Here is a 17,606-nt window from a genome sequence, read left to right on the forward strand (position 1 = left end):
CCATGTATGTCTATCGTCAAGATTTTAAAGACCGTGTTAACCCTGTCGCTCGGCGTACTGGCGCTGCTGTTTTGCATGCAGCTTTGGCGAGCTTACGTCCTGGCACCCTGGACCCGGGATGGACGGGTCAGCGCCCAAGTGATCCGCATCGCGCCGGAGGTGTCCGGCCAGGTCGAGCAGTTGCTGGTGGGCGACAACCAATGGGTCAGCGCAGGTGACCTGTTGTACCGCATAGACTCGCGTGCCTACCGTTTGGCGGAGCAGCAACGCACGGCTGAGCTGGCGGAGGCCCGCAGCGTCTTCGAACAACGCAGCGACCAGTTCAAGCGGCGGACACGTCTGGCTGATGCGATTGCCCGTGAAGAGATCGACAACGCGGCGCGGGCTATGGCGGTAGCCAAGGCGCGCTTGGATGTAGCACACAGCCAGTTAGCCCAGGCCCGGCTCGACCTTGAGCGCACTGTCATCCGCTCCCCGGTGAATGGCTACGTGACCCAGCTTCGCCTGCAACCCGGTGATTATGCGGTGGCCGGCAACACCAACGTTTTTGTGGTCGACAGCCGTAGTTTCTGGGTCACCGGCTATTTTGAAGAGACCAAACTGCCGGGCATCCACCTGGGGGCGCCGGTTTCGATCAAGTTGATGGGGTTCGCCCCGCTGCTCGACGGGCACGTGGCGAGCATGGGCCGAGGCATCGCCGATGGCAATGAGCTGCGCAGCGACAGCGGCCTGCCGCAGGTGAGTCCAACCTTCAGTTGGATACGGCTGGCGCAACGCGTGCCGGTGCGTATTGAGTTGGACAAAGTGCCCGACGGCGTCGAACTGGCCGCAGGCATGACGGCCAGTGTCGAGGTGATGGAGACCGAACCTCGCTGGCGGCTCACTCGCTGGTTGCAGGCGTTCATGTGATGACCCGTCACCTGATACGACTGATGGGCGCGATCCCCCGCCCTTATACGTCCGCTAGCTTCGGCTACGTGCTGCGCAGCATCACGGCGGCGGGGCTGGCCCTATGGCTCGGCTTCTATTTGCACCTGGATTCGCCGTTCTCTGGCGCATCGACTGTCTTGCTGTTGGTGCACCCCACTCAGGGTGCGGTAGTAGGCAAGGGCTTGAACCGGGCCATTGGTACGCTGGTGGGCATGATCGCCGCCCTAGTGCTGACAGGTTTATTCGCCCAGCAGATGTTGCTGTACATCCTCGGCATCGGCCTATGGTTGGGCCTGTGCGTCGGTGCCATGACCCTGCTGAGACACTACCGGGCCACGGCCGCGGTGGTGGCTGGTTACACCGTCTGCCTGGCGTTGGGGCCCGCGCTCGTCGCGCCTGAGCAAGGGTTTGACCACGTCATCACCCGCGGCACGGCGGTGGTGCTGGGCGTGTTCAGCCTGAGCCTGATCGCCACGTTGTTCAGTCGCAAGACCTCGGAGCAGACAGTCCGCCGTGCCTTGTCCGACGTGTGCGCCCGCACTGCCCGGCTGCTCGCGGCGCAGTTCTCGGGCGAACCATCGCCGCAATTGGCTGGGGAGCAACGTCAGCTTGCCATTGACATCGGCAAGGTCGATGACCTGCTCGGAATAGCCTGGGGAGAGTCGTCGCTCATTCGCAGCAGGATGCTGGCGATTCAGGTCGGCCTCGCGCAACTTCAAGCCGCGATTCTGAATGCGCCTCTGAGCAAACCCGAACTGGAAATCCAGCCGGCCCTCGCCGATGCAGGTAGGGCGTTGCAGCATTTAGGCGAAGGCATCGCAAACACATCCTATGGGTTCGCGACGGCGGCGGATCAGGCAGGTCGCATACGTATAGGCCGCGATGGTGACTTGGGCAGTAACCTAAACCCCAACTCGATGTTGCACAGGGAACGCTCGCAGGAACAGCTGGCGGACTTCGCATGCGCCTTGGAAAGTTTTTCAAGCCTCGACCGCAAGGCTTATGTAGCTGTGCGCAACGTAGGCTTTCATCGCAACTATCCGGACGCGGCACGCAACGGCCTGCGTGCGCTGTTTGCCACGCTGGCCGTCGGCGGGCTCTGGTACCTGACCGCCTGGGACCAGGGCCCGACGCTTCTGGCTGTGCTGGGGCCGTGTTGCACCTTGCTGGCCGTCGCCGCAGCCCCCATCGAGGGCATCTCCGGTTTCATCCGGGGCACGCTCTATGCCGTGCTGGCGGCCGCGGTGTGCAAGTTTCTGTTGTTGCCGCATATCAACGGCTTTCCGCTTCTGTTCATGACGCTTGCCATGTTCTGGTCGTTCGGCATTCATGCCACGACTCAACCTCGCCAAACGCTTCAAGGTATCGCCTACCTGATTGCGTTCAATACGCTGGTCAGCACCGGTGGGACCGCCAACTACGACTTCGCCGAATTTGCCAATCAGGCGCTCGCCTGGTTCGCCGCGATGCTCATTTCCTTATTAGCCTTTCAAATCCTGCCCAAGGATGCCAACAAACAGATCCTGGCGCTCAAAGGCGCGTTGCATAAAGAAACGCGTCTGTTGCTTCGCTATGGGCAGCGTATCGATCAGGGTAAATGGCAGGCGAAGCAGCAGCACCGCATGGTGTCCCTGAAGAATCTGCTCGGCCCGGACAATCAGCACGACTACCAGGTGGGTTACCTGTCGCTTCAACTGAGCCGTGAACTGGGGCGGCTACAGCGCAAGGCAAGCCGCGTGGACCCCGCATCCCCCATCGCCAAGTGCGCACAAGCAGGAATACGACGGATCTCTCGCTACGCCCATGCCCCGTCGATCGGTGCGGCCCAGGCACGACGAGCGTCGAAGTCGATGACGAGACTCGGCGCCCATCACTTGGCGGCGTGCTACCAGGACCTGGCCTGGTTGTTAGAGCGATACGCGAACACTACCAATCCCAGCGGAGCGCCCCGCAATCGCAGCTGGCTTCAGGGGCGCAAGCATGGGGTTCGTGGTGCCCGCATTTGCGTTTCAACCCACGTAGGTGACATGAGATGAGAAAACTGACTTTATGCATGGGGCTTGTATTGATGGTGTCAGCTCCGCTGATCGCGCAGGCCGAAGGCGGTGCCGAGGCGTTGGCGCGCTGGCATCAGCAGAATAAGGATGGGGGTGAGCGTGGTCATCGAGGGGGGCATTTGCCGAAGGATGCGAAATTTCAGGGAGGTGGTGACAGCGGTGGTGGGTGACTGGGCGAGTGGGGAGGGATTAGGGGGGCGAAGGCAATTTTGTTGGCCGCGCACTTTTCTGCAGACGAAAAAAAAGACCTTGAATTTCAAGGTCTTTTTTTAAGATGGTGCCCCGAGGGAGACTCGAACTCCCACTCCTTTCGAAAACGGATTTTGAATCCGCCGCGTCTACCAATTCCGCCATCAGGGCTCAATGGCGGCGAAGTATAGAGATGAGATTACCGTTGGTCAATCACGTTTCATGGTCTATTTTCACTATTTCCGCTAGACTTCCCGGCCCTGCTAGACGAACCCCATCATGCGCGTTGCTGACTTTACTTTTGAACTCCCGGATTCGCTGATTGCTCGCCACCCTTTGGCCGAGCGTCGCGCCAGTCGACTGCTGACCCTGGACGGGGTCAGTGGTGCCCTCGCACACCGTCAATTCACTGATTTGCTTGAGCATTTGCGCCCAGGCGATCTGATGGTGTTCAACAATACCCGGGTGATTCCGGCGCGGCTGTTTGGCCAGAAAGCTTCCGGCGGCAAGCTGGAAATTCTGGTGGAGCGGGTGCTGGACAGCCATCGCGTGCTGGCCCATGTGCGCTCCAGCAAGTCGCCGAAACCGGGCTCGGCCATCTTGATTGATGGCGGTGGCGAAGCCGAGATGGTGGCGCGTCATGATGCGCTGTTCGAACTCAAGTTCGCCGAGGAAGTGTTGCCGTTGCTGGAACGCGTGGGCCACATGCCGCTGCCTCCTTATATAGACCGCCCCGACGAAGACGCGGACCGCGAGCGCTATCAGACGGTTTACTCCCAGCGCCCGGGTGCGGTTGCCGCGCCCACGGCCGGGCTGCATTTCGACCAGCCGCTGCTGGAGGCGATTGCCGCCAAGGGCGTCGAGACCGCCTATGTGACCCTGCACGTGGGGGCCGGCACGTTTCAGCCGGTGCGTGTGGATAACATCGAAGACCATCATATGCACAGCGAGTGGCTGGAAGTCGGCCAGGATGTGGTGGATGCGGTCAACGCCTGCAAGGCCCGTGGCGGGCGCGTCGTGGCGGTGGGCACCACCAGTGTGCGGTCGCTGGAGAGCGCGGCACGTGATGGCGTGCTCAAGCCGTTCAGCGGCGACACCGATATCTTTATCTACCCAGGCCGGCCGTTCCATGTGGTCGATTGCCTGGTCACCAACTTTCATTTGCCGGAATCCACGCTGTTGATGCTGGTGTCGGCATTTGCCGGTTACCCGGAAACCATGGCCGCTTATCAAGCCGCCATCGCCAACGAGTACCGTTTTTTCAGCTACGGTGATGCGATGTTCATCACCCGCAACCCGGCGCCGACTGCTCCTGGAGAAGCCGGCCCTGAGGAACAGCCATGAGTCGTATGTCGTTTGAATTGCTCGCCACCGACGGCAAGGCCCGTCGCGGGCGCCTGACCTTCCCGCGTGGCACGGTGGAGACCCCGGCTTTCATGCCGGTCGGCACCTACGGCACCGTCAAGGGCATGCTGCCGCGCGATATCGTCGCCACCGGCGCCGAGATTATCCTGGGCAACACTTTCCACCTGTGGCTGCGCCCGGGCACGGAAGTGATCAAGAAGCATGGCGACCTGCACGATTTCATGAAGTGGCAAGGCCCGATCCTCACCGACTCCGGTGGTTTCCAGGTGTTCAGTCTGGGTGCCATGCGCAAGATCAAGGAGGAGGGCGTGACCTTCGCCTCGCCGGTGGATGGCTCCAAGGTGTTCATGGGGCCGGAAGAGTCGATGCAGGTGCAGCGTGACCTGGGCTCCGACATCGTGATGATTTTCGACGAATGCACGCCGTACCCGGCCGACGAAGACGTGGCGCGGGTGTCCATGGAGCTGTCGTTGCGTTGGGCCCAGCGTTCGAAGAATGCCCATGGCGACAACACTGCGGCACTGTTCGGTATCGTGCAGGGCGGCATGCATGAAAACCTGCGCAAACGCTCGCTGGAAGGCCTGGACAAGATCGGTTTTGACGGCCTGGCCATCGGCGGTCTGTCGGTGGGCGAGCCCAAGCACGAGATGATCAAGGTGCTGGATTACCTGCCGGGCCTGATGCCGGCTGACAAACCTCGTTACCTTATGGGCGTTGGCAAACCGGAGGATCTCGTAGAGGGTGTGCGCCGCGGGGTGGACATGTTCGATTGCGTGATGCCAACCCGTAATGCCCGCAATGGGCATCTGTTCATCGACACCGGCGTGCTGAAGATCCGTAACGCGTTCCATCGCCATGATGATTCGCCGCTGGATCCCACCTGTGATTGCTACACCTGCCAGAACTTCTCCCGTGCTTATCTGCACCATCTGGACAAGTGCGGAGAAATGCTGGGTAGCATGTTGAATACCATCCACAATTTGCGTCATTACCAAGTCCTGATGGCTGGTTTGCGCGAGGCTATTCAACAGGGTACATTGGCCGCCTTCGTCGATGCCTTCTATGCCAAGCGCGGGCTGCCTGTGCCGCCCTTGGACTGAGTTTTCCGACCCTAAGATTCACTATTTGCAACTGGAGTGCTAAATGAGCTTTTTTATCTCTAACGCCATGGCTGACGCCGCTGCGCCTGCCGCTGCCGGCCCTATGGGCGGTGGTTTCGAGTGGATTTTCCTGGTCGGCTTCCTGGTCATCTTCTACCTGATGATCTGGCGTCCACAGGCCAAGCGTGCCAAAGAGCAGAAGAACCTGCTGGGCAGCCTGCAGAAAGGTGACGAAGTGGTGACCACTGGCGGTATCGCCGGCAAGATCACCAAGGTTTCCGATGCTTTCGTGGTACTGGAAGTCTCCGACACCGTAGAAATGAAGTTCCAGAAGGGCGCTATCGCCGCCACGCTGCCAAAAGGCACGCTCAAAGCGATCTAAGTAACAACCTTTACCAATCGACGGGGCGCGCAAGGCGCCCCGCGTTATAAGCGGGCGGCGTGATGCTGAACAAATACCCTCTGTGGAAATACGTACTGATCCTGGCGGTGCTGGCGATCGGTTTTATTTATTCCGCTCCCAATCTCTATCCTGATGACCCGGCGATCCAGATCACCGGTGCCAGCACTTCGCTGCAAGTCAATCAGGCTGACCTGGAACGCGCGAGCAAAGCGCTCACCGACGCTGGTATCCAGGTCAAGGCGGCAACACTGTCGGCTGATGCGAAGGGCGGCTTGCTGCGCCTGACCAAGGCCGAAGACCAATTGCCGGCCAAAGACGTGGTGCGCAAGGCCATGGGTGACGACTACGTTGTCGCGCTCAACCTGGCACAGACCACACCTACCTGGCTGCGCAAGATCGGCGCGCACCCGATGAAGCTGGGCCTGGACTTGTCCGGTGGTGTGCACTTCCTGCTGGAAGTCGACATGGACAAAGCCCTCGACGCTCGCCTGAAAGTCTACGAAGGCGACGTGAAGAGCCTGCTGCGCAAAGAGAAGTTGCGTTATCGCAGCCTGCCGCAGCTCAACGGTGCCATCCAGCTGGGCTTCTCTGACGAAGCTTCCCGCGAACAGGCCCGTGCGCTGATCCGCAAGAACTTCAACGATTTCGACATCGTACCGGCCGACCTGAACGGTCAACCTGTACTGCGTCTGGCGATGACCCCGGCCAAGCTGGCGGAAATCCGCGAATACTCCATCAAGCAGAACTTGACCACGGTGCGTAACCGCGTCAACGAGCTGGGTGTGGCCGAGCCGATCGTTCAGCGCCAGGGCGCCAACCGCATCGTGGTTGAGCTGCCGGGCGTACAGGACACCGCTGAAGCCAAGCGTATCCTGGGTAAAACCGCCAACCTGGAATTCCGTCTGGCCGCTGAGCCGGGAGCTTCCCGCGCCACTGCCGAGGAATTCGAGTTCCGTGAAGGCAACCGTCCTCCAGCCCTGATCGAGCGTAGCCTGATCATCACCGGTGACCAGGTGACTGACGCCAAGGCCGGTTTCGGCGAGCACGGTACCCCTGAAGTGAACATCCGCCTGGATGGCCACGGCGGCGAACTGATGAGCCGCGCCACGCGCAGCAACGTCGGTCGCAGCATGGCGGTGATCTTCATCGAGCAGCGCCCGGTGACCACCTACACCAAGCAAGTGGTCAACGGTGTCGAGAAAGACGTACCGGTGCAGAGCTTCAAGGAAGAGAAGAAGATCATCAGCCTGGCGACCATCCAGTCGCCACTGGGTGCTCAATTCCGCATCACCGGCCTGAACGGCCAGGGCGAGTCGTCCGAACTGGCACTGCTGCTGCGTGCCGGTGGCCTGGCTGCACCGATGTACTTCGCTGAAGAACGCACCATCGGCCCGAGCCTGGGTGCCGACAACATCACCAAGGGTATCGACGCCGCCTTGTGGGGCATGCTGTTCGTGTCGCTGTTCATCATCGCCATCTACCGCTTCTTCGGCATCATCGCCACCGTGGCCCTGGCGGGCAACATGGTGATGCTGCTGGCGCTGATGTCGTTGCTGGGCGCTACGCTGACCCTGCCGGGTATCGCCGGTATCGTGCTCACCATGGGTATGGCGGTAGACGCCAACGTGCTGATCTTCTCGCGGATTCGTGAAGAGATCGCGGCGGGCATGAGCGTACAGCGTGCAATCAACGAAGGCTTCGGCCGGGCATTTACCGCGATTCTCGACTCCAACCTGACCACCTTGCTGGTCGGCGGGATTCTCTTTGCCATGGGCACCGGCCCGGTCAAGGGTTTTGCGGTCACCATGTCCCTCGGTATCTTTACCTCGATGTTCACGGCCATCATGGTGACCCGCGCAATGGTCAACCTGATCTTTGGCGGGCGTGACTTCAAGAAGTTGTGGATTTAAGGGGCTGCCATGTTACGTACAATCAACTTCATGGGCGTTCGCAACGTTGCGTTCGGCTTCACCATGCTCCTTACCGTTCTGGCGTTGTTCAGCTGGTTCCATAAGGGCCTGAACTACGGTCTGGACTTCACCGGCGGTACGCTCATCGAGCTGACCTACGAGAAGCCGGCTGACGTCACCCTGGTGCGCAACGAGCTGGTCAAGGCCGGCTATCACGAAGCCATCGTGCAGAGCTTCGGTGCTACGACCGACCTGCTGGTGCGTATGCCGGGCGAAGACCCGCAACTGGGTCACCAGGTTGCCGATGCCTTGCAGAAAGTCGGTGGCGACAACCCGGCTTCGGTCAAGCGCGTCGAGTTCGTAGGCCCGCAGGTGGGTGAAGAGCTGCGCGACCAGGGCGGCCTCGGCATGCTGATGGCGCTGGTCGGCATCATGATCTACCTGGCCTTCCGCTTTCAGTGGAAGTTCGGTGTCGGCGCCATTGTGTCGCTGATCCACGACGTGATCGTGACCGTGGGTATCCTGGCGTACTTCCAGGTGACCTTCGACCTGACCGTACTGGCCGCCGTACTGGCGATCATCGGCTACTCGCTCAACGACACCATCGTGGTATTCGACCGGGTTCGTGAGAACTTCCGCGTACTGCGCAAGGCGTCGTTGATCGAGAACATCAACGTCTCCACCACCCAGACGCTGCTGCGGACCATGGCGACATCGATCTCCACCTTGCTGGCGATCGCTGCGCTGATGATCTTCGGTGGCGACAACCTGTGGGGCTTCTCCCTGGCGCTGTTCATCGGCGTCCTGGCGGGTACCTACTCGTCGATCTACATCGCCAACGTGGTGTTGATCTGGCTGAACCTCAACAGCGAAGACTTGATCCCTCCGGCCGCTACCGGCAAGGAGGTCGACGACCGCCCTTGATGGGTATTCGTTGATCTGCTGTTACAAAGAAGGCGTGAGTATTGAACTCGCGCCTTTTTTTTTGCTCCAAGGCTGGGTATAGCGCGGACGTTTCGGTCCGCTTGTGATGGTCAGGAGGTTCAACGTGAACAAGTCGTTGCTGGTTGGTGCGGTACTGGGTGCTGTCGGTGTGACTGCCGGGGGCGCTGTTGCCACCTACAGCCTGGTTAAAAGCGGCCCTGAGTATGCGCAAGTGTTGGCGGTGCAGCCGGTCAAAACCCAGATCAAAACGCCTCGCGAAGTGTGCAAGGACGTTGCAGTTACTCGGCAGCGGCCGGTACAGGATCAGCACCAGATCGTCGGTACCGTGGTCGGTGCCTTGGCCGGTGGCCTGTTGGGTAACCAGGTCGGTGGCGGTAATGGTAAGAAGCTGGCCACCGTGGCCGGTGCGGTCGGTGGCGGTTATGCCGGTAACAAGGTTCAGGAAGGCATGCAGAACCGTGATACCTACACGACTACGCAGACTCGCTGTAACACCGTCAACGACATCAGCGACAAGGTTGTCGGGTATGACGTGCGTTACAACCTGGATGGCAAGGAAGGCACCGTGCGTATGGATCGCGATCCAGGTGGCCAGATTCCGGTCGACAAAGAAGGTCGCCTGATCCTGGGTCAGAACCAGCAGTAATTCCAAGCCTGGTTCAGTTCCAGTGTGGGAGGGGGCTTGCTCCCGATAGCGGTAGGTCAGTTAATACATAAGTGACTGACCATCGCCATCGGGAGCAAGCCCCCTCTCGCATTGGGTATTTGCTGTTGCCGGTCATCAGGTGTGGGTCAAACGCAGTGCACAAAAAAAGCACCCCGAGGGGTGCTTTTTTTGTGCTCGCTCGCTTAGCGCTTCAGCGAAGCCGGCAGGTGCGGCTGGATCGCCGTCAGTACTGCCTTGAAGCATTTGGTGTTGCCGGCAACGACGTGGCCTTTTTCCAGGAAGTCGTGACCGCCGGTGAAGTCGCTCACCAGGCCGCCGGCCTCTTGGATCAGCAGGGCGCCTGCGGCCATGTCCCACTCGGACAGGCCCGACTCCCAGAATGCATCAAAACGACCGGCTGCGACGTAAGCCAGGTCCAGGCTGGCGGCGCCGGCGCGGCGGATGCCGGCGGTCTGGCCAACCAGGGCGCGGAACATGCCCAGGTAGTTTTCCAGGTTGTCCATCTGGTCATCGCGGAACGGGAAGCCGGTGCCCAGCAGAGCGCCTTCCAGGCTGGTGCGGCCGCTGACGCGCAGGCGACGACCGTTCAGTTGGGCGCCACGGCCACGGCTGGCGGTGAATTCTTCCTGGCGCACTGGGTCCAGCACAACGGCGTGTTCCAGGCGGCCACGGTATTTGCAGGCAATGCTCACGGCAAAGTGCGGGATGCCGCGCAGGAAGTTGGTGGTGCCGTCCAGTGGGTCGATGATCCACAGGTAGTCTTCACCTTCGCCGCTACCTTTGTGCAGGCCGGTTTCTTCGCCGAGGATGCCGTGGGTAGGGTAGGCCTTGCGCAGCGCGTCGATGATTTTCTGTTCGGCGGCGCGATCCACCTCGGATACATAATCCTTGGCGTCTTTTTCGTCGACCTTGATGGTATCCAGGCGCTCGATGGAGCGGAAGATCAATTCACTGGCGCTGCGGGCGGCGCGCAGCGCGATATTCAGCATGGGCTGCATGGATGTGTCACCTAAGGTTGTTAAAGAAAGCCGCGCATTCTAGCAGAAACTTTCTTCAGGTGAAGGACGACGTTCGCTTTCGTGGCATAACCTTAGGCTGTTCTGTAAGATTTGCTCCCCTTTCCTGTGTCCGAGAGCGCCTCCCTTGCTGCAAAACATTCGTGTCGTCTTGGTCAATACCAGTCATCCCGGCAACATCGGCGGGGTGGCGCGAGCCATGAAAAACATGGGGCTGACGCGCCTGGTGCTGGTCGAACCGCGTGTGTTCCCGCACCACGAGGCCGATGCTCGCGCTTCGGGCGCCAATGACATTCTTGAGAAGGCCCAGGTTGTTGCCACCTTGGAAGACGCCTTGGTCGGCTGCAACCTGGTGCTCGGCACCAGTGCGCGTGACCGTCGTATCCCTTGGCCACTGCTGGACCCGCGTGAATGCGGCACCAAAGTGGTGGAGGAGGCGGCTGGCGGCGCTGAAATCGCCTTGGTGTTCGGCCGTGAAGACTCCGGCCTGACCAATGAAGAGCTGCAGCGATGTCATTACCACGTGCACATTCCATCAGACCCCGGGTTCAGTTCGCTGAACCTTGGGGCGGCCGTGCAGGTGTTGACCTATGAAGTGCGCATGGCCTGGCTGGCGGCTGCCGGCCAGCCGAGCAAAGTGGAAAAGGAAGAGGTTGCCTCGACCAAAAGTGGTGAACTGGCCACCATGGACGAGCTGGAACGATTCTATGAGCACCTGGAGCAAACCCTGGTAGCCATCGAGTTCCTCGATCCTGAAAAACCACGGCACTTGATGGCGCGCCTGCGCCGCCTGTACGGGCGTAGCTCGGTGAGCCGGGCAGAAATGAATATATTGCGTGGCATCCTCACGGAAACCCAGAAAGCGGCCCGTGGTGAGCTTATCAAGCGGAAGGATTAAAAATGTTCGAGCGTTTGCGAGAAGATATCCAGAGTGTTTTCCACCGTGACCCGGCGGCGCGCAACGCCTTTGAAGTGCTGACCTGCTATCCGGGCATGCACGCGATCTGGCTTCACCGCCTGTCCGGCGCCTTGTGGGGCGCGGGCTGGAAGTGGCTGGCGCGGCTGGTCTCGAACTTCGGGCGCTGGTTGACCGGTATCGAGATTCACCCGGGGGCCAAGGTAGGGCGCCGCTTCTTCATCGACCATGGCATGGGTATCGTGATTGGCGAGACGGCCGAGATTGGTGACGACGTCACCCTCTATCAGGGCGTGACGCTCGGCGGTACCAGTTGGAATAAAGGCAAGCGCCACCCGACGCTGGGTGATGGCGTGGTGGTAGGGGCGGGGGCCAAGGTGCTCGGGCCGTTTACCGTCGGTGCCGGCGCCAAGGTTGGCTCCAACGCGGTGGTGACCAAGGCTGTCCCACCGGGGGCTACCGTTGTCGGCATCCCGGGCCGAATCATCGTCAAGCCGCAGGCCGACGACGAGCAGGAAGCCAAGCGCAAGGCCATGGCCGAGAAGATCGGCTTCGATGCCTACGGCGTCAGCGAAGACATGCCTGACCCGGTGGCGCGTGCCATTGGTCAGTTGCTCGACCACCTGCAGGCGGTCGATGGCAAGTTGGATGGCATGTGTGGCGCGCTGAAGGAGCTGGGTAGCAGCTACTGTGCGAAAGATCTTCCTGAGTTGCGCGAAGAAGACTTCGCCGAGATCAAGAGCGAAGCTGCTACCAAGGCCAGCTGAGGCTCGATGAGCCCCAAAAATCCAGTGTGGGAGGGGGCTTGCTCCCGATAGCGGAGTGTCAGTCACTACATTTATGACTGATGCATTGCTATCGGGAGCAAGCCCCCTCCCACATATTGATCTCCATTGGTCCCTGGGTTTCTACGCGGCCTTGTTCGCGCTGTTCGTCCCCAGCCCATCCTGCTATGATTCGCGCGCCCTTTTTACGGGTAATCCTGACTAAAGTACTAGGTCTTATAGTTGACTTAAATACTCGGGAATCGCATACTTGCTCCCATTCTGAAACACCTTGGTACTTGTCCATGAGACTGACTACAAAAGGCCGATACGCGGTGACCGCCATGCTCGACTTGGCCTTGCACGCGCAAACTGGGCCGGTGTCCCTGGCCGATATCTCCGAGCGCCAAGGCATTTCCCTGTCCTACCTCGAGCAACTGTTCGCCAAATTGCGTCGGAGTAACTTGGTTTCCAGCGTGCGTGGGCCGGGTGGCGGCTACCAACTGTCCCGCGATATGCAGGGCATCCAGGTAGCCCAGGTTATCGATGCGGTCAACGAATCCGTCGACGCAACCAAATGCCAGGGCCTGGGTGATTGCCATGCCGGCGACACCTGCCTGACGCACCACCTGTGGTGCGACTTGAGCCTGCAGATCCATGAGTTTTTGAGTGGTATCAGCTTGGCTGATCTTGTGACTCGCCGTGAGGTGCAAGAAGTAGCCCAGCGTCAGGACCAGCGCCGTTGCAACACCAAGGCGCCGCGTCTGGACAAGATTGAAGCGTCCGCCGTCGAGTGACAGCCGAAGAGCTAACGGTGCGCCAGCCAGCCTGATTTAGGAGAAAGTCCATGAAATTGCCGATTTACCTTGATTACTCAGCGACCACCCCGGTTGATCCGCGTGTCGCGCAAAAGATGAGCGAATGCCTGCTGGTTGACGGAAACTTCGGCAACCCAGCCTCCCGTTCCCACGTTTTCGGCTGGAAAGCCGAGGAAGCGGTCGAGAACGCTCGTCGTCAGGTCGCGGACCTGGTTGGCGCCGACCCTCGTGAAATCGTCTGGACTTCCGGTGCTACCGAGTCCGACAACCTGGCAATCAAGGGCGCCGCGCATTTCTACGCGACCAAAGGCAAGCACCTGATCACCACCAAGATTGAGCACAAGGCTGTCCTGGACACCATGCGCCAACTGGAGCGTGAAGGTTTCGAGGTTACCTACCTTGAGCCAACCACCGACGGTATCGTCACCCCGGCCATGATCGAAGCCGCGCTGCGTGAAGACACCATCCTGGTTTCCGTGATCCACGTGAACAACGAAATCGGCACCATCAACGACATCGCGGCCATCGGCGAGCTGACCCGCTCCAAAGGTATCCTGCTGCACGTCGACGCTGCCCAGTCCACCGGCAAGGTCGATATCGACCTGTCGAAACTGAAAGTCGACCTGATGTCGTTCTCTGCCCACAAGACCTACGGCCCTAAAGGCATCGGCGCGCTGTACGTGAGCCGCAAGCCTCGCGTGCGCATCGAAGCCACCATGCACGGTGGCGGTCACGAGCGCGGCATGCGTTCCGGTACCCTGGCGACCCATCAGATCGTCGGCATGGGCGAAGCGTTCCGTGTGGCCAAGGAAGACATGGCTGCCGAAAACGTGCGCATCAAGGCTTTGAGCGATCGCTTCTACAAGCAGGTCGAAAACCTTGAAGAGCTGTACATCAACGGCAGCATGACCGCTCGTGTACCGCACAACCTGAATTTGAGCTTCAACTACGTCGAAGGCGAGTCGCTGATCATGGCGCTCAAGGACTTGGCGGTTTCGTCCGGTTCGGCCTGCACCTCGGCCTCCCTTGAGCCGTCCTACGTGCTGCGCGCCCTGGGCCGCAACGACGAACTGGCACATAGCTCGATCCGCTTTACCTTCGGCCGCTTCACCACTGAAGAACAAGTCGACTACGCCGCGCAGAAAGTCTGCGAAGCCGTCAACAAGCTGCGCACCCTGTCGCCGCTGTGGGACATGTTCAAAGACGGTGTCGATATCTCCAAGATCGAGTGGGCGGCACACTAAATATAGAAGCCGCCACCCAAGCTCTGTAGGAACGTGGCGGAAAACGCAGGCGTTTCTACAGGGTTCCAGAGCGGCCCTGATGAGTGAGGATTCAGTACCATGGCTTACAGCGAAAAGGTCATCGACCACTACGAAAACCCGCGCAACGTCGGCAAGATGAACGCGGAAGACCCTGATGTCGGCACCGGCATGGTCGGCGCTCCGGCGTGCGGCGACGTGATGCGCCTGCAGATCAAGGTCAACGAGCAGGGCATCATCGAAGATGCCAAGTTCAAGACTTATGGCTGCGGTTCGGCCATCGCTTCCAGCTCCCTGGCGACCGAGTGGATGAAAGGCAAGACTCTGGATGAAGCAGAGACCATCAAGAACACTCAGCTGGCCGAAGAACTGGCCCTGCCGCCCGTGAAAATCCACTGCTCGGTACTCGCGGAAGACGCCATCAAGGCGGCCGTTCGCGACTACAAGCAGAAGAAAGGCTTGATCTAAGCATTTGGCGACGAGTAAGGAGTCAACGATGGCTATCAGCATGACAGAAGCGGCTGCACGGCACGTGCGACGCTCCCTGGATGGGCGCGGTAAAGGTGAGGGGATTCGTCTGGGTGTGCGCACCACGGGCTGTTCCGGCCTTGCCTATGTGCTGGAGTTTGTCGACGAGGTGGTTGCGGAAGACCAGGTGTTCGAAAGTCACGGCGAGAAAGTGATCATCGACCCTAAAAGCCTGACCTACCTGGACGGCACCGAACTCGACTTCGTCAAGGAAGGGTTGAACGAAGGCTTCAAGTTCAACAACCCCAACGTGCGCGGTGAGTGTGGCTGCGGCGAAAGCTTCAACATCTGAGGCTATTCGTGGGTACTCCTTGTCATTTCGCTTTATTCGAGCTGCAGCCGAGCTTTCGGCTGGACCTTGAGCAGCTTGCCACGCGCTACCGAGAATTGGCGCGCGGCGTACATCCGGACCGCTTCGCTGACGCTTCCGAGCGTGAGCAACGCCTGGCGCTGGAGCAGTCTGCCAGCCTCAATGAAGCCTATCAGACGCTCAAGAGCCCGCCCAAGCGCGCGCGTTACCTGCTCGCGATGAAGGGTGGCGAGTTGCCGCTGGAAGTGACGGTGCACGATCCGGACTTCCTGATGCAGCAGATGCAGTGGCGCGAAGAGCTTGAAGACTTGCAGGACGAAGCCGATCTGGCCGGTGTTGCGGTCTTCAAGCGTCGTCTGAAAGCGGCCCAGGATGAGCTCAACGAAAGCTTCGCAGCCTGTTGGGATGATGCAGCGCAACGTGAGCAGGCCGAACGCCTGATGCGGCGCATGCAGTTCCTCGACAAGCTCACCTACGAAGTGCGCCAGCTAGAAGAGCGCCTCGACGATTAACCCAGTGCTGCCCGTGTCGCACGCCTGATAGACAGATAAGACCTGATTACCATGGCTCTACTGCAGATCGCCGAACCCGGCCAAAGCCCTCAACCGCACCAGCGTCGCCTGGCGGTCGGGATTGACCTGGGCACCACCAATTCCCTGGTTGCTGCCTTGCGCAGCGGCCTGTCCGAGCCGCTGCCCGACGCTGACGGCCAGGTTATCCTGCCGTCCGCCGTGCGCTACCACGCCGATCGCACCGAAGTCGGTGAGTCGGCCAAGCGGGCGGCGTCTACCGATCCTTTGAATACCGTGCTGTCGGTCAAGCGCTTGATGGGTCGTGGTCTGTCCGACGTCAAGCAATTGGGCGACCAGCTGCCTTACCGCTTCGTCGGCGGCGAGTCGCACATGCCGTTCATCGACACCGTGCAGGGCCCGAAAAGTCCTGTGGAAGTGTCGGCCGATATCCTCAAGGTGCTGCGCCAGCGTGCGGAACACACCTTGGGCGGCGAACTGGTCGGTGCGGTGATCACGGTTCCCGCTTATTTCGATGACGCCCAGCGCCAGGCCACCAAGGATGCGGCCAAGCTCGCCGGCCTGAACGTGCTGCGCCTGCTCAACGAACCGACCGCTGCGGCTGTGGCCTATGGCCTGGACCAGCACGCCGAGGGCCTGGTTGCAATCTATGACCTGGGCGGCGGCACCTTTGATATCTCGATCCTGCGCCTGACCGGCGGTGTCTTCGAAGTGTTGGCCACCGGTGGCGACAGCGCCCTGGGCGGCGATGACTTCGATCACGCTATCGCTGGCTGGATCATCACCAATGCCGGTTTGTCCGCCGATCTGGACCCGGGCGCCCAGCGCAACCTGCTGCAAGCTGCCTGCGCGGCCAAGGAAGCGCTGACGGATGTGGCCTCTGTGCAAGTGTCCTACGGCGACTGGTCGGCCGAGCTGACTCGCGAAGCCTTCGATGCGTTGATCGAGCCGATGGTGGCCCGTAGCTTGAAAGCCTGCCGTCGTGCGGTGCGTGACTCCGGTGTCGAGCTGGAAGACGTCGGTGCGGTGGTGATGGTCGGCGGTTCCACCCGCGTGCCGCGTGTCCGCGAGGCGGTGGCCGAAGCTTTTGGTCGTCAGCCGTTGACTGAAATCGACCCGGACCAGGTCGTCGCTATCGGCGCAGCGATCCAGGCCGACACGTTGGCGGGTAACAAGCGTGACGGCGGCGAACTGCTGCTGCTTGACGTGATTCCGCTGTCCCTGGGGCTGGAAACCATGGGTGGCCTGATGGAGAAGGTGATTCCACGCAACACCACCATCCCGGTCGCCCGCGCTCAAGACTTCACCACTTACAAGGATGGCCAGACGGCCATGATGATTCATGTGCTGCAAGGCGAGCGCGAGCTGATCAGCGACTGCCGCTCCCTGGCGCGCTTTGAATTGCGCGGTATTCCGGCGATGGTGGCGGGTGCGGCGAAGATTCGCGTGACCTTCCAGGTCGACGCCGACGGCTTGCTGAATGTGGCTGCGCGTGAGCTGGGGTCGGGGGTTGAAGCCAGTATCCAGGTCAAGCCGTCCTACGGCCTGACTGACGGCGAAATCGCCAAGATGCTCAAGGATTCGTTCCAGTACGCCGGTGATGACAAGGTCGCCCGTGTCTTGCGTGAGCAGCAGGTGGATGCCCAACGTCTGCTCGAAGCGGTGCAGGGTGCCCTCGATGCGGATGGCGAACGCCTGCTGGATGCCGAAGAGCGCATGGTCATCGACCTGCAGATGCAGGAATTGGCCGAACTGATGAAAGGCACCGATGGGTACGCCATCGAGCAACAGACCAAGCGCCTGTCGCAAGTGACCGATGCTTTTGCCGCCCGCCGCATGGATCAGACGGTGAAAGCCGCACTGGCCGGGCGCAACCTGAATGAAATCGAGGAATAA

At 60.5% G+C, this 17,606-nt stretch carries 18 protein-coding genes and 1 tRNA gene; 17 read left to right on the plus strand and 2 right to left on the minus strand.

Going from position 1 to position 17,606, the window contains the following annotated elements; all coding sequences use genetic code 11:
• Nucleotides 1–6: 6 nt before the first annotated feature.
• The 3 genes from ACQRBT_RS12665 to ACQRBT_RS12675 are packed head-to-tail and all read left to right on the plus strand — an operon-like array spanning nt 7 to nt 3,157.
• Nucleotides 7–909: an efflux RND transporter periplasmic adaptor subunit gene (locus ACQRBT_RS12665; protein ID WP_412046736.1), complete on the plus strand. Its 903-nt coding sequence runs from the start codon at nt 7–9 to the stop codon at nt 907–909.
• Nucleotides 909–2,966, plus strand: coding sequence for an FUSC family protein (locus ACQRBT_RS12670; RefSeq protein ID WP_412046737.1), 2,058 nt, complete (start codon nt 909–911; stop codon nt 2,964–2,966). The genes ACQRBT_RS12665 and ACQRBT_RS12670 overlap by 1 nt, the downstream gene beginning before the upstream one ends.
• Nucleotides 2,963–3,157: a hypothetical protein gene (locus tag ACQRBT_RS12675; protein WP_412046738.1), complete on the plus strand. Its 195-nt coding sequence runs from the start codon at nt 2,963–2,965 to the stop codon at nt 3,155–3,157. Before ACQRBT_RS12670 ends, ACQRBT_RS12675 begins: the two co-directional genes overlap by 4 nt.
• A gap of 105 nt (nt 3,158–3,262) precedes the next feature.
• Here ACQRBT_RS12675 and ACQRBT_RS12680 read toward each other — a convergent pair.
• Nucleotides 3,263–3,347: transfer RNA gene (locus ACQRBT_RS12680), tRNA-Leu, on the minus strand.
• Nucleotides 3,348–3,455: 108 nt separating this feature from the next.
• On the opposite strand from ACQRBT_RS12680, the gene queA reads away from it, so the two are divergent.
• From queA to ACQRBT_RS12710, 6 genes are all read left to right on the plus strand, one after another.
• A complete protein-coding gene (queA, locus tag ACQRBT_RS12685) occupies nt 3,456–4,520 on the plus strand; it encodes a tRNA preQ1(34) S-adenosylmethionine ribosyltransferase-isomerase QueA (protein WP_060754329.1) in 1,065 nt (354 codons plus the stop codon).
• A 5-nt stretch (nt 4,521–4,525) separates the two neighbouring features.
• Complete coding sequence (tgt, locus tag ACQRBT_RS12690) at nt 4,526–5,641, plus strand: tRNA guanosine(34) transglycosylase Tgt (protein ID WP_199777945.1); 1,116 nt, start codon at nt 4,526–4,528, stop codon at nt 5,639–5,641.
• A 43-nt stretch (nt 5,642–5,684) separates the two neighbouring features.
• Nucleotides 5,685–6,023 (plus strand): preprotein translocase subunit YajC, encoded by a 339-nt coding sequence (gene yajC / locus ACQRBT_RS12695; protein ID WP_003175975.1) that lies wholly within the window; start codon nt 5,685–5,687, stop codon nt 6,021–6,023.
• 62 nt (nt 6,024–6,085) lie between these two features.
• Nucleotides 6,086–7,954 (plus strand): protein translocase subunit SecD, encoded by a 1,869-nt coding sequence (gene secD, locus ACQRBT_RS12700; RefSeq protein WP_090368703.1) that lies wholly within the window; start codon nt 6,086–6,088, stop codon nt 7,952–7,954.
• Between the two features lie 9 nt (nt 7,955–7,963).
• The gene (gene secF, locus ACQRBT_RS12705; protein ID WP_090368705.1) at nt 7,964–8,878 is read left to right on the plus strand and encodes a protein translocase subunit SecF; all 915 of its coding nucleotides are present in this window, start codon (nt 7,964–7,966) and stop codon (nt 8,876–8,878) included.
• A 124-nt stretch (nt 8,879–9,002) separates the two neighbouring features.
• On the plus strand, nt 9,003–9,545 hold the full coding sequence (locus ACQRBT_RS12710) for a glycine zipper 2TM domain-containing protein (RefSeq protein ID WP_090368706.1): 543 nt from the start codon (nt 9,003–9,005) through the stop codon (nt 9,543–9,545).
• Between the two features lie 203 nt (nt 9,546–9,748).
• Here the strand turns inward: ACQRBT_RS12710 and suhB are convergent, their stop codons facing one another.
• A complete protein-coding gene (gene suhB, locus ACQRBT_RS12715; RefSeq protein ID WP_005791195.1) occupies nt 9,749–10,564 on the minus strand; it encodes an inositol-phosphate phosphatase in 816 nt (271 codons plus the stop codon).
• A 145-nt stretch (nt 10,565–10,709) separates the two neighbouring features.
• Here suhB and trmJ point away from each other — a divergent pair, with 145 nt between their 5' ends.
• The 8 genes from trmJ to hscA all read left to right on the plus strand — a co-directional run bounded on the left by trmJ (nt 10,710) and on the right by hscA (nt 17,606).
• Complete coding sequence (trmJ, locus tag ACQRBT_RS12720) at nt 10,710–11,480, plus strand: tRNA (cytosine(32)/uridine(32)-2'-O)-methyltransferase TrmJ (protein WP_060754325.1); 771 nt, start codon at nt 10,710–10,712, stop codon at nt 11,478–11,480.
• 2 nt (nt 11,481–11,482) lie between these two features.
• Nucleotides 11,483–12,265, plus strand: coding sequence for a serine O-acetyltransferase (cysE, locus tag ACQRBT_RS12725; RefSeq protein ID WP_060754324.1), 783 nt, complete (start codon nt 11,483–11,485; stop codon nt 12,263–12,265).
• 302 nt (nt 12,266–12,567) lie between these two features.
• Nucleotides 12,568–13,059, plus strand: a complete 492-nt coding sequence (iscR, locus tag ACQRBT_RS12730) for a Fe-S cluster assembly transcriptional regulator IscR (RefSeq protein WP_003194020.1) — start codon at nt 12,568–12,570, stop codon at nt 13,057–13,059.
• Between the two features lie 50 nt (nt 13,060–13,109).
• Nucleotides 13,110–14,324 carry an IscS subfamily cysteine desulfurase gene (locus ACQRBT_RS12735; RefSeq protein ID WP_060754323.1) on the plus strand — a complete coding sequence of 405 codons (1,215 nt, stop codon included), beginning with the start codon at nt 13,110–13,112 and terminating at the stop codon, nt 14,322–14,324.
• Nucleotides 14,325–14,423: 99 nt separating this feature from the next.
• The gene (gene iscU / locus ACQRBT_RS12740) at nt 14,424–14,810 is read left to right on the plus strand and encodes a Fe-S cluster assembly scaffold IscU (protein ID WP_007929523.1); all 387 of its coding nucleotides are present in this window, start codon (nt 14,424–14,426) and stop codon (nt 14,808–14,810) included.
• A 28-nt stretch (nt 14,811–14,838) separates the two neighbouring features.
• Nucleotides 14,839–15,162 carry an iron-sulfur cluster assembly protein IscA gene (gene iscA, locus ACQRBT_RS12745; RefSeq protein ID WP_010565230.1) on the plus strand — a complete coding sequence of 108 codons (324 nt, stop codon included), beginning with the start codon at nt 14,839–14,841 and terminating at the stop codon, nt 15,160–15,162.
• Nucleotides 15,163–15,170: 8 nt separating this feature from the next.
• Complete coding sequence (gene hscB, locus ACQRBT_RS12750) at nt 15,171–15,692, plus strand: co-chaperone HscB (protein ID WP_060754322.1); 522 nt, start codon at nt 15,171–15,173, stop codon at nt 15,690–15,692.
• Nucleotides 15,693–15,743: 51 nt separating this feature from the next.
• Nucleotides 15,744–17,606 (plus strand): Fe-S protein assembly chaperone HscA, encoded by a 1,863-nt coding sequence (hscA, locus tag ACQRBT_RS12755; RefSeq protein ID WP_412046739.1) that lies wholly within the window; start codon nt 15,744–15,746, stop codon nt 17,604–17,606.

The sequence above is a fragment of the Pseudomonas sp. R19M genome (assembly GCF_050312585.1).
Classification (GTDB): Bacteria; Pseudomonadota; Gammaproteobacteria; order Pseudomonadales; family Pseudomonadaceae; genus Aquipseudomonas; species Aquipseudomonas palleroniana.

What these genes read in the sequence shown, in the direction of transcription:
- queA (WP_060754329.1), top strand. Translation starts at nt 3,456, where the DNA reads ATGCGCGTTGCTGACTTTACTTTTGAACTCCCGGATTCGCTGATTGCT.
- ACQRBT_RS12735 (WP_060754323.1), top strand. Translation starts at nt 13,110, where the DNA reads ATGAAATTGCCGATTTACCTTGATTACTCAGCGACCACCCCGGTTGAT.
- tgt (WP_199777945.1), top strand. Translation starts at nt 4,526, where the DNA reads ATGTCGTTTGAATTGCTCGCCACCGACGGCAAGGCCCGTCGCGGGCGC.
- ACQRBT_RS12675 (WP_412046738.1), top strand. Translation starts at nt 2,963, where the DNA reads ATGAGAAAACTGACTTTATGCATGGGGCTTGTATTGATGGTGTCAGCT.
- secD (WP_090368703.1), top strand. Translation starts at nt 6,086, where the DNA reads ATGCTGAACAAATACCCTCTGTGGAAATACGTACTGATCCTGGCGGTG.
- hscA (WP_412046739.1), top strand. Translation starts at nt 15,744, where the DNA reads ATGGCTCTACTGCAGATCGCCGAACCCGGCCAAAGCCCTCAACCGCAC.
- iscA (WP_010565230.1), top strand. Translation starts at nt 14,839, where the DNA reads ATGGCTATCAGCATGACAGAAGCGGCTGCACGGCACGTGCGACGCTCC.
- iscR (WP_003194020.1), top strand. Translation starts at nt 12,568, where the DNA reads ATGAGACTGACTACAAAAGGCCGATACGCGGTGACCGCCATGCTCGAC.
- secF (WP_090368705.1), top strand. Translation starts at nt 7,964, where the DNA reads ATGTTACGTACAATCAACTTCATGGGCGTTCGCAACGTTGCGTTCGGC.
- suhB (WP_005791195.1), bottom strand. Translation starts at nt 10,564, where the DNA reads ATGCAGCCCATGCTGAATATCGCGCTGCGCGCCGCCCGCAGCGCCAGT.
- ACQRBT_RS12665 (WP_412046736.1), top strand. Translation starts at nt 7, where the DNA reads ATGTCTATCGTCAAGATTTTAAAGACCGTGTTAACCCTGTCGCTCGGC.
- yajC (WP_003175975.1), top strand. Translation starts at nt 5,685, where the DNA reads ATGAGCTTTTTTATCTCTAACGCCATGGCTGACGCCGCTGCGCCTGCC.
- cysE (WP_060754324.1), top strand. Translation starts at nt 11,483, where the DNA reads ATGTTCGAGCGTTTGCGAGAAGATATCCAGAGTGTTTTCCACCGTGAC.
- iscU (WP_007929523.1), top strand. Translation starts at nt 14,424, where the DNA reads ATGGCTTACAGCGAAAAGGTCATCGACCACTACGAAAACCCGCGCAAC.
- ACQRBT_RS12670 (WP_412046737.1), top strand. Translation starts at nt 909, where the DNA reads ATGACCCGTCACCTGATACGACTGATGGGCGCGATCCCCCGCCCTTAT.